Source organism: Bifidobacterium erythrocebi, assembly GCF_012932675.1.
Lineage (GTDB): Bacteria > Actinomycetota > Actinomycetes > Actinomycetales > Bifidobacteriaceae > Bifidobacterium > Bifidobacterium erythrocebi.
Window position 1 is genome coordinate 38,276 of record NZ_JAAIIF010000014.1, and the last position, 14,040, is coordinate 52,315.

The 14,040-nt window shown below is 63.4% G+C and carries 11 protein-coding genes and 1 tRNA gene; 4 read left to right on the top strand and 8 right to left on the bottom strand.

The genetic code is table 11. The annotated features are described in order from the left end of the window. Positions 1-3: 3 nt before the first annotated feature. The 5 genes from dnaB to ftsY all read right to left on the bottom strand — a co-directional run bounded on the left by dnaB (position 4) and on the right by ftsY (position 6,982). A complete protein-coding gene (dnaB, locus tag G1C98_RS07905; protein ID WP_205831953.1) occupies positions 4-1,428 on the bottom strand; it encodes a replicative DNA helicase in 1,425 nt (474 codons plus the stop codon). Between the two features lie 418 nt (positions 1,429-1,846). Then, on the bottom strand, positions 1,847-3,673 hold the full coding sequence (locus G1C98_RS07910; protein ID WP_169080686.1) for a [protein-PII] uridylyltransferase family protein: 1,827 nt from the start codon (positions 3,671-3,673) through the stop codon (positions 1,847-1,849). A gap of 160 nt (positions 3,674-3,833) precedes the next feature. Further along, entirely contained in the window at positions 3,834-4,172 is a 339-nt protein-coding gene (locus G1C98_RS07915; protein ID WP_044280483.1) for a P-II family nitrogen regulator, read from the bottom strand. 1 nt (position 4,173) lies between these two features. Then, positions 4,174-5,460, bottom strand: coding sequence for an ammonium transporter (locus G1C98_RS07920; RefSeq protein ID WP_169080687.1), 1,287 nt, complete (start codon positions 5,458-5,460; stop codon positions 4,174-4,176). A gap of 244 nt (positions 5,461-5,704) precedes the next feature. Next, entirely contained in the window at positions 5,705-6,982 is a 1,278-nt protein-coding gene (ftsY, locus tag G1C98_RS07925; protein ID WP_169080688.1) for a signal recognition particle-docking protein FtsY, read from the bottom strand. A gap of 130 nt (positions 6,983-7,112) precedes the next feature. On the opposite strand from ftsY, the gene G1C98_RS07930 reads away from it, so the two are divergent. Further along, positions 7,113-7,820 carry a TetR/AcrR family transcriptional regulator gene (locus G1C98_RS07930; protein ID WP_169080689.1) on the top strand — a complete coding sequence of 236 codons (708 nt, stop codon included), beginning with the start codon at positions 7,113-7,115 and terminating at the stop codon, positions 7,818-7,820. A gap of 47 nt (positions 7,821-7,867) precedes the next feature. Continuing rightward, entirely contained in the window at positions 7,868-8,902 is a 1,035-nt protein-coding gene (locus G1C98_RS07935; RefSeq protein ID WP_169080690.1) for a glycosyltransferase family 2 protein, read from the top strand. Between the two features lie 103 nt (positions 8,903-9,005). Here G1C98_RS07935 and G1C98_RS07940 read toward each other — a convergent pair whose 3' ends face one another. Beyond that, entirely contained in the window at positions 9,006-10,499 is a 1,494-nt protein-coding gene (locus G1C98_RS07940) for a C69 family dipeptidase (protein ID WP_169080691.1), read from the bottom strand. A gap of 147 nt (positions 10,500-10,646) precedes the next feature. On the opposite strand from G1C98_RS07940, the gene G1C98_RS07945 reads away from it, so the two are divergent. Further along, positions 10,647-10,719: transfer RNA gene (locus tag G1C98_RS07945), tRNA-Lys, on the top strand. A gap of 65 nt (positions 10,720-10,784) precedes the next feature. Here G1C98_RS07945 and G1C98_RS07950 read toward each other — a convergent pair. After that, positions 10,785-11,093: a response regulator transcription factor gene (locus G1C98_RS07950; protein ID WP_169080692.1), complete on the bottom strand. Its 309-nt coding sequence runs from the start codon at positions 11,091-11,093 to the stop codon at positions 10,785-10,787. Positions 11,094-11,311: 218 nt separating this feature from the next. On the opposite strand from G1C98_RS07950, the gene G1C98_RS07955 reads away from it, so the two are divergent. After that, complete coding sequence (locus G1C98_RS07955) at positions 11,312-12,502, top strand: pyridoxal phosphate-dependent aminotransferase (RefSeq protein ID WP_169080693.1); 1,191 nt, start codon at positions 11,312-11,314, stop codon at positions 12,500-12,502. A gap of 164 nt (positions 12,503-12,666) precedes the next feature. Here the strand turns inward: G1C98_RS07955 and G1C98_RS07960 are convergent, their stop codons facing one another. Next, entirely contained in the window at positions 12,667-13,899 is a 1,233-nt protein-coding gene (locus tag G1C98_RS07960; protein ID WP_240944970.1) for a putative ABC transporter permease, read from the bottom strand. Positions 13,900-14,040: the final 141 nt, after the last annotated feature.

Genomic DNA, 14,040 nt, shown 5'->3' on the forward strand with positions numbered 1-14,040 from the left:
GGATCACACTCCCTGCGCGTAGTCCTGCGGCATGTCCTTGAACTTCGATGTGGCGCCAAGGAACGCCAGGTGGAAGGTTTCGGTCGGGCCGTTACGGTGCTTGGCCATGATGATGTCGGCCTCGCCCGGGCGGTCCTCCTTGTCGTAGAAGTCGGGCCTGTGCACCAGGAACACCACGTCGGCGTCCTGTTCGATCGAGCCGGATTCACGCAGATCGGACAGCTGCGGTTTCTTGTCGTTGCGCATTTCCGGGCCACGGTTCAGCTGGCTCAGCGCCACCACGGGCACTTCGAGCTCCTTGGCGAGCAGCTTCAGCGCACGCGAGAAGTCGGAGACCTCCTGCTGGCGGCTTTCCACCTGCTTGCCCGAGGTCATGAGCTGCAGGTAGTCGATGACGACGAGCTTGAGATCGTTGGTCTGCTTGAGCCTACGGCATTTCGCGCGGATCTCCATCAGGCTCATGTTCGGCGAATCGTCGATGAACAGCGGTGCGTCGTCGAGCTTGGACCAGAAGTTGTTGAGCGTGGCCCACCGGTCGGGGGTGATCTCGTCGGCGCGGCGCAACGCACCCAGCGGGATGTCCGTTTCGGCGGAGATGATGCGCTGCGCGAGCTCCACCTTGCTCATTTCCAAACTGAACACGATGGTGGTCAGGTGGTGGTGCAGCGCGGCGGAACGGGCGAAATCGATGCCGAGCGTGGACTTGCCCATGGCCGGTCGGCCTGCCACGACGACCATCTGGCCGGGCTGCAGGCCCTGGGTCAGATCGTCGATGTCACGGAAGCCGGTCGGCACGCCTTTCTGGACCAGGCCCTGCTGCAACTGGTCGATCTGGTCGAGCGCGTCGTGCACCACCGGACCGATGGCGGTGTAGTCCTGGCGCACCTTGCCCACGGACATCTCGTAGACCTCGGACTGCGCGAGGTTGACCACGTCCTCGGCCTGCGAGCCTTCGGCGGAGTAGCCGAGCTGCGCGATCTTGGTGCCGGCCGCGATCACGTTGCGCAGAATGGCGCGCTGATGGACGATGTCGGCGTAGTAGGTGGCGTTGGCCGCGGTGGGCACGGATGCGACGAGCGAATGCAGGTAGTCGACGCCGCCCACCTTGTCGAGGTCGCCGTGCTTCATCAGCTCGTTGGCGACGAGCACCGCGTCCACCGGCTGCGACGCGGAGAACAGGTTGATGATGGACTCGTAGATGGTCTGATGCTTGGGCTGGTAGAAGTCGGTGACGTCGATCATCTGACTGACCTCGCCGATGGCGTCCTTGCTCATCAGCATGCCGCCGAGCACCGCCATCTCCGCATCGTCGTCGTGCGGGGGCACGCGGTCGAACAGCGGATCGCGCACCGGCGTTCCCGTCCTGCCGGGCACATAGCCGGTGGACGCGCCTTCCTGAATATCGTCTTCCCAAGGTTCCTGAGCCATGGTTCCCCAGTATAGGAGAGGCGCGGGAAGGTGGTTTCGCCGGGCCATGGAGGTGGCCGTGCGGCCGGTGTGATTCGCCGGGCGATTCATTTGGCGGCATGCCGGATGATTCACCGAGTGGATCACCCGGCGAAATGAACATCGGTGCTGTGCGAACGTGAACGACGGGCGAACAGTCGTTGACGGGTGCGCAACACGCGCGGGATGGCAATGTGGATAGAAAAATTAGTTATCCACATTTCGGGGATAACTATGTGGATATCGTATATGGTTATCCACATTGTGGGGATAACTCGGTGCATAACATGAGGATAACTTTTCCACCACCGGCAAGCGGGTTGCGTAAAAGCCGATTCCATGGTAAATCGTTCGACGATTGCACCAAACCCGCCATTTTCCAACCGTTCGCGGCGATTCGTCACATGTGGTAGCGCGCGGCGGTGTACATGGTACGCACCAAGGTCTCGCGCCACCTGCTCCATCCGTACTGTTTGCTTATCGTTTCGCCCGCCGTGGCACCCAGGGACGAGCCGTCGGCACGTGTGAGGTCGAACAGCATATCCAGCAGCACCGGGTCCCGGTCGACGCAGGCGGCCAAGTCGTCGCCCACAGCCGGGTCGTTGGGATTCTTGCCGGTCGCGAAATCGGACAGGGTCAGATGCTCGCGCACCAGCACCGTCACCCACCGGACCGTGTTCGCGTCGTAACCCATGCGTTTGAGGATCGCGCAGGCATGGCGGGCGCCTTCGGCGGCATGGTCGCGCACCCCCGGGCGTTTGCCGATGTCGTGCAGTATGCCGGCCAGCAGCAGCGCGTGATAGTGCGCGTCGTCGTACGGCGTGCCGCTGGGCGACATGCGGCCGAGCCGGGTGACCACCTCGACCATATGCCGGTCGATGGTGTAGCGGTGTGCGGCGGAAGCGCTCGGCCGGTTGCGCACGCCCAGCCATTCGGGAATCCAACGCCCCGGAATATCAACGAAATCAAGCTCCTCCCACACGGACAGCAACGATGCGGAACATTCCAGCAGCCGCACGAACAGCTCGCGCGACTCGTCGTCCCACACGCTGTCGCGAATCGGGCAGCGCCGAAGATTGTTCAGCGTGCCCGGCGCGATGGGCAGCCCCGACTCGGCGGCCGCCACGCCCACGCGCAGCGCCAGCGCGGCATCGGCCGCCGGGTCGACGCCGGGGGCGAGCACCACTTCGCCCTCGTGCTTGGCGATGCCGGGGGCAAGCAGCTCGAACTTCGGCGCCTCGCGCTTGCCGTGCGCCTTGGTGCGCGCCAATTGGAAGAACGCGAACCGGGGCTTCTCATGCGTGAGCGAATGCCCGGCGCGCGACGCGGTGGAATCGAGCGAGAACGCGATCTGGCGGCCGAGCCTGGCCAGCAGGGTCTGCAGATCGTCGATGGATTTCGCCTCGCGCTCCCCCTCGGGCAGCGTCGGGTCGGCAAGACCCAGCATCGCGGCGACCTTGGCCTGGTAGGGCGAGAGCAGCCTGTTCGCGTCCTTGCCGGCGACCAGGTGGATGCAGTCGCGTACGTCGAGCAGCCGTTCGACCGCATCGTCGTAACGCCCGTGCGGGCGATCCGCCAGCCAGGAGGCCGCCAGCGCGGATACCAGCACCGCATCGCGCAGGCCGCCACGCGCCTCCTTGATGTCCGGCTGGTTGAGATATTCCATGCGCCCGAACTCATCCAAGCGTGATTTGGCGGAATCAAGCAGTTCGGGAAGCCGCTTGCGCGCGGCCTTGCGCCAACGTTCCAGAATCGACAGGGCAGTGGAACGAATCAGCTCGGTATCGCCGGCGACCGGCACCACATCGAGCCAGCCCATCGCGGCCGGCAGATCATGGTCGGTCACCGCCTCGCACTGGGCCCGCGTACGCACCGACTGGTCCAGGTCCAAGCCGGAATCCCACAGCGGGTACCACAGTTTGTTCGCCAGAGCGTTGAGCTGCTGGTCGTTGAGCGCCTTGGGCTCGTAGATCACCACCAGGTCGAGATCCGAGCTCGGCCCCACCTGGCCGCGGGCCAGCGAGCCCACCGCGCCAAGCCCCACGCCCGTGGCAGGCACGTCGAACGGTACCGCCGCGCAGGCCTCGTCCCACAATGCGCGCAGGCACCCCATGGCCAGCTCCGTACGCGCCCGGCGCTTCGCCGCACCGTCGCGGTACACGCCGTCCTCATCGGCACGGCTCAGTTCCATGAACCGTTGCTTGAGCCCATCAACCGCAGAAGTCACGTCACCCTCGTTTCATACCCATACGTTGCATACCCATGCGCCACACGCACCACGCCCATGCATCATGCCCGCGCATCATGCTCCAGTAACAGCGATCCCCGCATGGAGACTGGCTCGCATGCGGGGATCGCATCATTCATAGTCCAACCGACCGAACGGATCAGATCGCGGCGGAACCGGTTTCGCCGGTGCGCACGCGGGTCACGGAATCAAGCGGCGTGACCCAGACCTTGCCGTCGCCGATGGTGCCGGTGCCGGCCGCCTTGACGATCACACCGACCAGCGTTTCGGCGTCGGCGTCGTCGGACAGCACCTCGACACGGATCTTCGGGATCAGGTCCACGGTGTATTCGGCGCCACGGTAGACCTCGGTGTGGCCGCGCTGACGGCCGTAGCCGTTGGCCTCGGACACGGTCAGGCCGTGCACGCCGGCCGCCGCAAGGGCTTCCTTGACATCGTCGAGTTTATGCGGCTGGATGATAGCGGTGATGAGCTTCATCTCACCTCACCTCCTTGAGAACGGAGCTGGCAGTGCCAGCGAAATCGTATGCGCGTTCGCCCTGATCGGCCAGATCGATGCCGCCGACCTCCTGGGCTTCGGTGACGCGCCAGCCGATCGTCTTCTCCAGAGCGAAGGCGATGATGCCGGTGATCACGGCGGACCAGACGATGGCGACCAGTGCGACCAGCAGCTGCACGACCAGCTGACGCCAATCGCCGCCGGCCAGCAGGCCGGTGCCCTCACCGAAGAAGCCGATGAGCACGGTGCCGGTGAAGCCGCCGACGCCATGGACGCCGACCACATCAAGGGAATCGTCGTAGCCGAGCTTGAACTTCAGACCGCAGGCCAGGCAGGTGAGCACGCCGGCGATGGCACCCATCACGATGGCCCACAGCGGGGAGACCACATCGGCGGCCGGGGTGATGGCGACCAGACCAGCGACGATGCCGGAAGCGGCGCCCATTGCGGTGTAGTGGCCGGTACGGATCTTCTCAGTGAAGCCCCAGGACAGCATTGCGGCAGCCGTAGCGGCGGAAGTGGAGACCCAGGCGTAGCCGGCGGTGCCGTTGGCGGCGAAGGCGGAACCGGCGTTGAAGCCGAACCAGCCGAACCACAGCAGGAAGGCGCCGAGCATGACGAACGGGACGTTGTGCGGGCGGAACGGCTGCGTGCCGAAGCCCTTACGCTTGCCGATGATGAGCACGATGATCAGTGCCGCGACTGCGGCGTTGATATGGACGACCGTACCACCTGCGAAATCATGCGCCTGAGCGCCGATGGCCTGGGAGATCGCGCCGTCGGCGGACAGCAGGCCGCCGTTCCACACCATGTGCGCGAGCGGAGCGTAATCGAAGGTGATCCACAGCGCCACAAAGATCATCCACGTGCTGTACTTCACACGTTCGGCGATGGCGCCGCAGATCAGGGCGACGGTGATCATGGCGAACGCGGCCTGGAACGCCACGTCGATGCTCACCGGGTACTTGTTATCGTTCAGACCGGTGGCGGTGAACACGCCATCCTTGGCGATCATGGAATCCTTCAGCAGGAAACCGCTGGCAGGGTCACCGAAGATCCCTCCAACGGACTTGCCGGCGTACGCGATCGACCAGCCCCAGAACACCCAGACGACCATGGTGACCGACAGAGCCGCGGCCTCCATGATCATCATGTTCAGAACGGCCTTGGCACGAACCATGCCTCCATAGAAGAACGCCACACCCGGCGTCATGAGGAAAACCAGGGACGCGGAAGTCAATATCCATGCGGCATTTCCGGTATCCATGTCTACCTCCCTCTCTTAATGCGTAACGCCCCGCATACGGGGCTCTCTCAGTTATTCGGCCCTCTCGGGGCTCACAGTTGAGTAGTGAACGCCGCAAGCGTTTTCTGCACGTTACAGCACGTTACATATGTGTTAAGCATGTAAAAACCGTGTAATATGCAGGCGCTTGCGGCGGATGGACCGGCCAACATGCGGTCGGTCCGATAAACAGTCGCGCCGGCGAACGTGCCGGCGAGCAGGCTCGTCAGGCGAGAATGCCGTCGACGAAGCCCTCCGGATCGAACGGCGCGAGATCGTCGGGCCCCTCGCCCAAACCGACCAGCTTCACCGGAACACCCAGCTCCTTCTGCACGGACACCACAATGCCGCCCTTGGCGGAACCATCGAGCTTCGACAGCACCACGCCGGTGATGCCGATCGCCTCGGCGAACACCTTGGCCTGCGCCATACCGTTCTGACCAGTGGTGGCGTCGAGCACCAGCAGCACCTCATCCACCGGCAGATTCTTCTCGGTCACACGGCGGATCTTGCCCAGCTCGTCCATCAGATTCGACTTGTTCTGCAAACGGCCGGCGGTATCGATGATGAGCACATCGGCGTTCTCCTCCTTGGCCTTGGCACTGGCCTCGAACGCGACCGACGCCGGATCGGCGCCATCCTTGTCGGAACGCACGACCGGCACGTTCACACGCGAACCCCAGGTCTCCAGCTGATCGGCCGCAGCGGCACGGAACGTATCCGCAGCACCCAGCACGACCTTCCTGCCATCCGCCACGAACAGACGCGCAAGCTTGCCCGCGGTGGTGGTCTTGCCGGTACCGTTCACACCGACCATGATGATGACGCTCGGCTTGTTCGCGCCCTCCTTATCGGCGTTGAGACGACGATCCGTATCACGGCCGACCACATCCAGCAGCTTCTCCCTCAACGCAGCACGCACCTCGGAGGCATCGGCCTTGCCGGTGACACGGGCATCGCGGCGCAGCTCATCGACCAGGCGCTCGCTGGCCTCGGCACCGACATCGGCGAGCAGCAGCGTATCCTCCACGTCCTGCCAATCGTCCTCGGACAGGTTGTCTTTGGCGAGAATATTGAACAGCGCCTTGCCGAAGGGGTTGGCGCTGCTGGCGAGCTTGGCCTTCAAGCGGGTCATGCGCGAGCCGACGGATTCGGGGGATTCGATGGAGGACTTGGCCTCGGCGGCGGGCTGCTGCGCTTCGTTCGTTCCGGTAGGCTCGGCAGACTCAGCGGACTTCGCGGATTCAGCAGACTTGGCAGATTCGGCGGATTCGGCCGATTCCTGAGCCTCGACCGTTCCCTGCTGCTCCGCAGCGGACTCGGAACCGGCCTGCTGGCCCTGGGACTTGGCCGAAGATGCCGACTCGGCGGGCTTCGTGCCCTTCGACTCCAGCGCCTTGTCCAAATCCTTCTTGCGGGACTTCTGCATCCACACACTCACGGCGATCAGCGCGACCACCACAACAACGATGCCTACAACGGCAAGAATCATATTCGTATCCATAACGCCCCAGTCTACCGAGGGCACCGCCGCCCGTTCCGCCCACCGCCAACGCTTCACCCATTCCACGGCTTTGCCCGGTCGCTTTTCCAGTGGGCGTGAAAAACTAGGCGGCATGGCCAATACTTCACGAATGTCATCCCTGCAGCGCCGCGAACAGCTCATTCAGGTGGCCCGTTCGCTCTTCGCGGCCAAAGGATTCGAAGCCGTGAGCGTGGAGGAGATCGCCGCCCACGCCAAGGTCTCCAAACCCATCGTCTACGAGCATTTCGGAGGCAAGGAAGGCATCTACGCGGTGATCGTCGACCGAGAGATGCGCACGCTGACATCCGTGCTCATCGAATCGCTGTCCGACCCGACCGCCCACCCGCGCCAGATCGTGGAACGTGCGGCAATGGCGCTGCTCACCTACATCGAACAGAACACCGAAGGATTCCAGGTGCTGGTGCGCGATTCGCCGACCACGGACCCGTCCGGATCGTTCAGCTCGCTGCTGGGAGACATCTCGCTGCGCGTCGAGGACCTGCTCACCGCGGCCTTCAAACGCCAGAAGCTCTCGCCCAAGGGCGTGCCCTACTACGCGCAGATGCTCGTGGGCATGACCGTGTTCACCGGCCAGTACTGGGCCACGCATCCGAAGGTCAGCAAGGAGCAGATGGCCGCATACCTGGTGGATCTGGCATGGCATGGGCTGAGCAGGCTCGATTCCAAGCCGAAACTGCTGTTCGAGGATGCGCGCGCGAAGAAGAAGGGCAAGGATACGGCCAAGAGCGGGAACGGTTCTTCCACCCAAGCCGATACAGTGCTACCGTGTGAAGCTGACAGTGAACAGACCGACTGACATGATCTGACCTAGTGGGGCTGAAGAGGACATAGAGGACATACGTGATGACGACAACGTCGAAGACGCTTACTTTTGTGATTCCCTCATACAATATGGAGGGCTATCTCGACCGATGCGTGAATTCGCTGCTTTCCGCACGCAACACCGACGACATCGAAGTGCTGATCGTCGATGACGGCTCCAAGGACGGCACCCTCGCCTACGCGCAGAAGCTGGAACGCAACAACCCCGGCATCGTGCGTGCGATCCACCAGGAGAACAAAGGTCATGGCGGCGCGGTGAACACCGGCATCGCGGAGGCGACCGGCACCTACGTGAAGGTCGTGGACGCCGACGACTGGGTGGACCCCGAATCGCTGGAGGAAGTGCTCGCCACGCTGCGCGAGGAGACCAAGCGCGACGACCCCATCGATATGCTGGTGACGAACTACGTGTACGACAAGGTCGAAAAGCGCCACAAGCACGTGGTGAACTTCCGTCACGCCATGAAGCCCGGCAAGCGGCTCGGCTGGGACGATCTGGGGCATTTCGGCCTCGCGGAGTACATCCTGATGCACGCGCTGACCTTCCGCACCGACGTGGTGCGCGCCTCCGGCATGAAGCTGCCCGAGCACACGTTCTATGTCGATTTCATCTACGCATACCAGCCGTTCCCATGGGTGAAGACGCTGAAATACCTGGATACGCCGTTCTACCACTACTACATCGGGCGCGAAGGCCAGAGCGTGCAGACCGAGGTGATGATCAAGCGCGTGGACCAGCTGCGGCTGGTGAACCAGTGCATGGTGGCGGCGACGCCCGAACGCGGCACGGTGCCCGACGGCCTGTACCGCTACATGATCCACTTCCTGTCCATCCAAAGCTCCGTGGCGAGCGTGTTCATGATCCTCTCGAAGGACCCGGCGAACTACGCCAAGAAGGAAGCGATGTGGGACGACATCAAGGCCCATTCGCCGTCGATCTACGCGGACGTGCGCAAGAAGGCGATGTCGCGCGCGTTGAACCTGCGCGGTTCGGCCGGGCGGTTCATCATCCGCAACGGCTATGTGGTGGCCGAGAAGGTGGTCGGTTTCAACTGAGTTATATGGGTGTGGGCGTTGGAATTCCAGCGCCCACACCCATATAATCCGCCATGCGTGCCACGGATACGCCCACCGAGACGTTTCGGCGGGGGCGTGCGGCTCAGTTCCAGCGGTCGGACATGGCGAAGCTGTTGTGCATCAGATTGCTGGACGTGTACAGCACATCGTTGAGCAACTTGGTGGCATGCTTGCGCAGGTATTCCGCCATTTCGGTGTTGGCGGCCTCCAACCGCGCGGCGACCGGCTCGCCCTCGGTCTGCCCTGCCTGCTCCAGCGCCGCATCCGTACGCTCGACCAGCCTATGCCCGAACACGCGAGCGCTTTCCGCGAACGCCTCGACGGCGTTGCTGGTCTCGTAGAAATGCGCGTCCGCGAGCGCCGCGATCAGGCGGTTCGTCCAGTACAGGTTGCCGGTGGAGACCTCGGGCGTGGTGTCGCGCAGGTAGGCGGGCGTATCGTTCACGTTCGCGTAGAACGGCGTGGCCGCGGTGAACGGGCCGGAACCGTAGGAGATCCACATGATCGAGCGGCTTTCGGCCGGCACGTAGGGGCGGATCTGCATGGCGACCATGTGACCGGTGCGGTTGATGCCGATCGGACGGTAGCGGTGGCGGCTTTCCGGGGTGCCGAGCGTGCCATACGGGTCGTAGGGGGTGCCTTCGAAGTGGGCACCCATGAGGAAGTCGACGTCTTCGATGGTGACGGCGTTCTCCGGCACTCGGCACCAGGGGATGTCGTCGGAGGCCGGCGTGTAGCGGGCGGCGGGCGAATCCCAGTCCTCGCTCGGGTTGAGGTGGCGCTGCATGTACCAGGCACGCGGGGTGTTGTAGATGTGGTCTTTGGTGGTGGCGGTGCCGAATGCGGTGCGCGGGTTGAACCGGTCGAGGTCGGCGGCCGGGTCGATCGTGCGGTTGAGGTGGTGCGCGTCCATGAATTCGCGCAGGTCGGCGCTGCACAGGTGGTCGTGCCGTTCGCCGAAGGCGTCGGCAAGGTCGAAGGAGTCGATGCCGAGCTGATTGGGGATGGTGGCGTAGCAGTCGTCCGGCACGCGGCGGGCGATCCAATGGTGGCCGCCGATGGTTTCGACGTACCAGATCTCGTCCACGTCGGAGATGATGATGCCGTTCGCCTCGTAGGTGCCGTATTCCTCCAGCAGCGCGCCGAGACGTGCGACGCCTTCGCGTGCGGTGGCGACGTACGGCAGCACCAGGGTGATGATGTCCTCTTCGCCGATGCCACCGGGCGTGCCGTCTTCCTGCAGTTCGACCATGGGGTCGGCGGCGAGCACACGCTCGTTGACCGCGATGGTCTCGGTGGCGCTCATGGCCACGTTGTGTTCGTTGACGCCGGCTTCGGCGAGCACGCCGCGGTTGGGCAGCACGTTCGGCACGATGCTGTAGCGGCATGGGTTATCCGGCAGGTCGATCTCGACATGGCTCAGCACGCTGCGGTAATGGCGCGGCTGGTCTGGGGGCGCGACCGCGATGAAGCGTTTCGGATCGTAGCGCCCGGAGCCGGAATCGTCGTCGCGGGCGATGATGGTGGAACCGTCGTAACTGGCTTTCTTGCCTACAAGAATCGTTGTGCATGACATGCTGCATTACTGTAGGCGGGCGTGCAGAAGAGCCGTGAAGCCCGTGGCGGCCGGACTGGCATGGTCGCATATCCGAACACAACGATGAACATATGGACATGCGCGTTTGGCACATCGCCCGGGGATGCTGTATAATGGCCGACTGTTGCCCCTCTAGCTCAACGGTTAGAGCAGCGTCCTTTTAAGTCGTGGGTTGTGGGTTCGAATCCCACGGGGGGCACCGATTCACACAGACCAGCTTCGGCTGGTTTTTTTTGTTGCGAAGGCACCTACCTGTCACAAGCGCTACAGCAGGTGCTCCCGCACACAGATGCGGATGGCTTCGGCACGGCTGTGCACGCCCATTTTCCTATAGGCATTGCCCATATGCGTCTTCACCGTTCCCTCCGACATATGCAGCAGATGCGCGGTCGCCGCCGTCGTGCGCCCACGCAGGTACTCCCGCAAGACGGCGATCTCGGTATCGGTCAGCATCATGCGCACGAACGCCCACGAATGCTCCCGCCACTGTTCCAAATCGCCGCGGCCGGCCACATGCGCGATATTGCGCACGTAATCCTGCAACGACGCCTCCTTGCGCAGGATGAGCGCCATGCCCGACTCGCTTCCGCGCCGCTCGGCATCATCGATCCGAAATGCCGTAAGCCCCACAACGTGTATTTCGGGACACGCCTCGCGCACCCGGCGGCACGGCGAGACAACCGGGACAGATGGGATCGCATTGCCTTGCGAACATCGGGGCGGGAAAGCAAACGGGCGGGGATATACTGAGACGCGAATACGGCGAAGTGAACGAACACGGGAGGAAGCCGATGATCAACGAGCAATACAAGGCGATGCTGGGCGGCAAGTCCGTCATCCGCGAGCTGAGCGAATACGCTACCAAGCGCGGCGCGGAGATCGGCTACGAGAACGTCTTTGACTTCTCCCTGGGCAACCCCTCCGTGCCGGCACCGCAGGACTTCACCGACGCCATGGTGGACCTGTACGAGCACGGCGACCCGGTCGCCATCCACGGCTACTCCCCCTCGCTGGGCATCCCCTCGGTATGCGCCACCATCGCGGACTCCCTGAACCGCCGCTTCGGCATGGACTACGAAGGCCGCCACATCTTCCCGACCACGGGCGCGGCCGGCGCGTTGTCGCACGCCATGCGCGCCGTGACCAAGCCGGGCGACGAGATCATCACCTTCGCCCCGTACTTCCCCGAATACCAGCCGTATGTGAACGGCACCGGCGCGCACCTGACCGTCATCCCCGCCAATACCGCCAACTTCCAGATCAACTTCGAGGCGTTCGAGGCGGCGCTGAACCCGAACGTGCAGGCCGTGCTCATCAACACCCCGAACAATCCTTCGGGCGCGGTGTACTCCGCCGAAACGCTGACCCGCCTGGCCTCGATCTTGGAATCCAAGCAGCGTGAATACGGCCACGACATCTTCCTCATCAGCGACGAGCCCTACCGCGAGATCGTGTTCGACGGCAACACGCAGCCCTACCCAGCACGCTTCTACGCCAACACGCTCACCTGCTATTCCTTCTCCAAGTCGCTCTCGCTGCCGGGCGAGCGCATCGGCTATGTGGCCGTGAATCCGAAGGCCACCGACGCCGACCTGTTGGTACCGATGATGGGCCAGATCAGCCGCGGCACCGGCCACAACTGCCCGCCGAGCTCGATCCAGCTGGGCGTGGCGAAGGTCATCGACGAGACCAGCGACCTGAGCGTCTACGAGACGAACATGAACCTGCTGTACGACGCGCTCACCTCGCTCGGCTTCGACGTGGTGCGCCCCGGCGGCACGTTCTACATCTTCCCGAAGGCGCTGGAGGAGAACGCCACCGCGTTCTGCATGAAGGCGAAGGACTACGACCTGATCCTGGTGCCGTCCGAAAGCTTCGGTGTGCCGGGCTACTTCCGTATGGCGTACTGCATCGACACGGAGAAGGTGAAGCGTTCGATCGGCGCGCTGGAGCGCTTCGTGCACGAACAGTACGGCAAGTGACGGCGCCGGCCGATCGGCGCGGCGGAACCGTGCCGGACAAAACCGTATGAAACGCCAGCGGGCGGGATGGGTTCTTCCATCCCGCCCGCTCGTCGTATGCGTGTATGCGACGCGCGCAACGTACGAAGGCACAATCGGAAATCGAAGATCTTGCGCTTACGACGTTACGGACGCCCGGCCACGCTCGGATCGATGTGCATGGTAGGCAGACGCTGCTCCATCACCTCGTTGGGGAAATGCAGGTCGATCCACTGCACGACCGGCGAACTCGAATGGATGCCGGCCAGGCGCATATACCAGCAGTCGATGGCCATAAGCGTGAACAGGGCGTCGACCAGCAGCAGGATGAAGCAGACCGAGGTCAGCGAATAGCGGATCTGCCAGGGGATGCGGTTGATGCAGTTGAGCAACGCCGGCAGGATCAGACGCATCCACACCACGCCCAGCACGCCCCAGAAGAACATGAACTGCCCGCAGGTGCGCCCGCCGATCGACAGCCATTTGCCGGTGTAATCCCAGGCTTTCATGCCGACGGTCACTTCCATGAACCAGCTGCTCACCCATTCGAACGCGCCGCCCAGAATGGCCGAGGACAGGAAAATCGTAACGATGTTCGAACGGTACATGCGGTTGAGGCATACGGAGACCAGCACCACGCCGAACCCGTAGATCGCGGAGAACGGGCCGTACAGGAAGCTCGCGCGGTTCTGATAGCCGCCGAACACCACGGCGTGGTACACCGTTTCGACGGCGCAGCCGAACACGCAGCCCACGGCGAACAGCCAGAACACGTTGAAGAAATTGAGCTCCATGTAGCCTTTGCCAGTGCGGTCGCGGCCGAGCATGCCGTCCCGCTCGTCCTCGAAGAACGCGTCGCGCTCGTTCATGCGCCGAAGCGTGCGTTGCAGGCGGCGTTCCTCGCGCAGACCCGGGTCGACCGTGACCGACAGCGCCGCCAACAGCAGGAACCGCACGACGGCCACCAGCAGATCCCAGCCGACGCCGTGCAGACAGAGGGAGAACATGATCTCGATGAAGGTGAGCGGCATGAGCACGTACGTCCAGGGTGCCGCGCGATGGCGTTCCTTGCGCAGGATCAGCAGCACGCCGAAGACGATCATCAGCGCGGAGTTCACCAGGAACAGCGCGGTGCCGACCACAGACATGATCACCGTGAGGTTGAGCGGATTGACCCGCTGGTAGCCGAGGATCACCGCGCCGACGGCCTTGACGACCTCACGTAGCAGCAGTGGCAGCGAAACGATGCCGTCAAGCAATACCAGATCGCCGAAAATGGTGACGATAAGCGGCATGTTGCGTTCGGCATCGTAGGTGTGGTCGCGCTTGGACTTCGGCTTCGAGACAACGCGATCGGTGTGTTGAGCAGTGTCCGGCATGCTATCTCCCTACCTTCCCAGTACATGGTCAAAGCTAACAAATCGGCCATACTTCACCGTTGAATCCAACGCCGAATCCACGGCCCGCATAATCGGAACCGCGCCTGCCGCATGGCTTTGCGGGACCTGCACCCGATTCCG

Bases quoted from the DNA above. Each gene is read 5' to 3' on its own strand.
- ftsY (WP_169080688.1), bottom strand. From the start codon at position 6,982: ATGGATACGAATATGATTCTTGCCGTTGTAGGCATCGTTGTTGTGGTG.
- G1C98_RS07950 (WP_169080692.1), bottom strand. From the start codon at position 11,093: ATGGCGCTCATCCTGCGCAAGGAGGCGTCGTTGCAGGATTACGTGCGC.
- G1C98_RS07940 (WP_169080691.1), bottom strand. From the start codon at position 10,499: ATGTCATGCACAACGATTCTTGTAGGCAAGAAAGCCAGTTACGACGGT.
- G1C98_RS07915 (WP_044280483.1), bottom strand. From the start codon at position 4,172: ATGAAGCTCATCACCGCTATCATCCAGCCGCATAAACTCGACGATGTC.
- G1C98_RS07930 (WP_169080689.1), top strand. From the start codon at position 7,113: ATGTCATCCCTGCAGCGCCGCGAACAGCTCATTCAGGTGGCCCGTTCG.
- G1C98_RS07955 (WP_169080693.1), top strand. From the start codon at position 11,312: ATGATCAACGAGCAATACAAGGCGATGCTGGGCGGCAAGTCCGTCATC.
- dnaB (WP_205831953.1), bottom strand. From the start codon at position 1,428: ATGGCTCAGGAACCTTGGGAAGACGATATTCAGGAAGGCGCGTCCACC.
- G1C98_RS07935 (WP_169080690.1), top strand. From the start codon at position 7,868: ATGACGACAACGTCGAAGACGCTTACTTTTGTGATTCCCTCATACAAT.
- G1C98_RS07920 (WP_169080687.1), bottom strand. From the start codon at position 5,460: ATGGATACCGGAAATGCCGCATGGATATTGACTTCCGCGTCCCTGGTT.
- G1C98_RS07960 (WP_240944970.1), bottom strand. From the start codon at position 13,899: ATGCCGGACACTGCTCAACACACCGATCGCGTTGTCTCGAAGCCGAAG.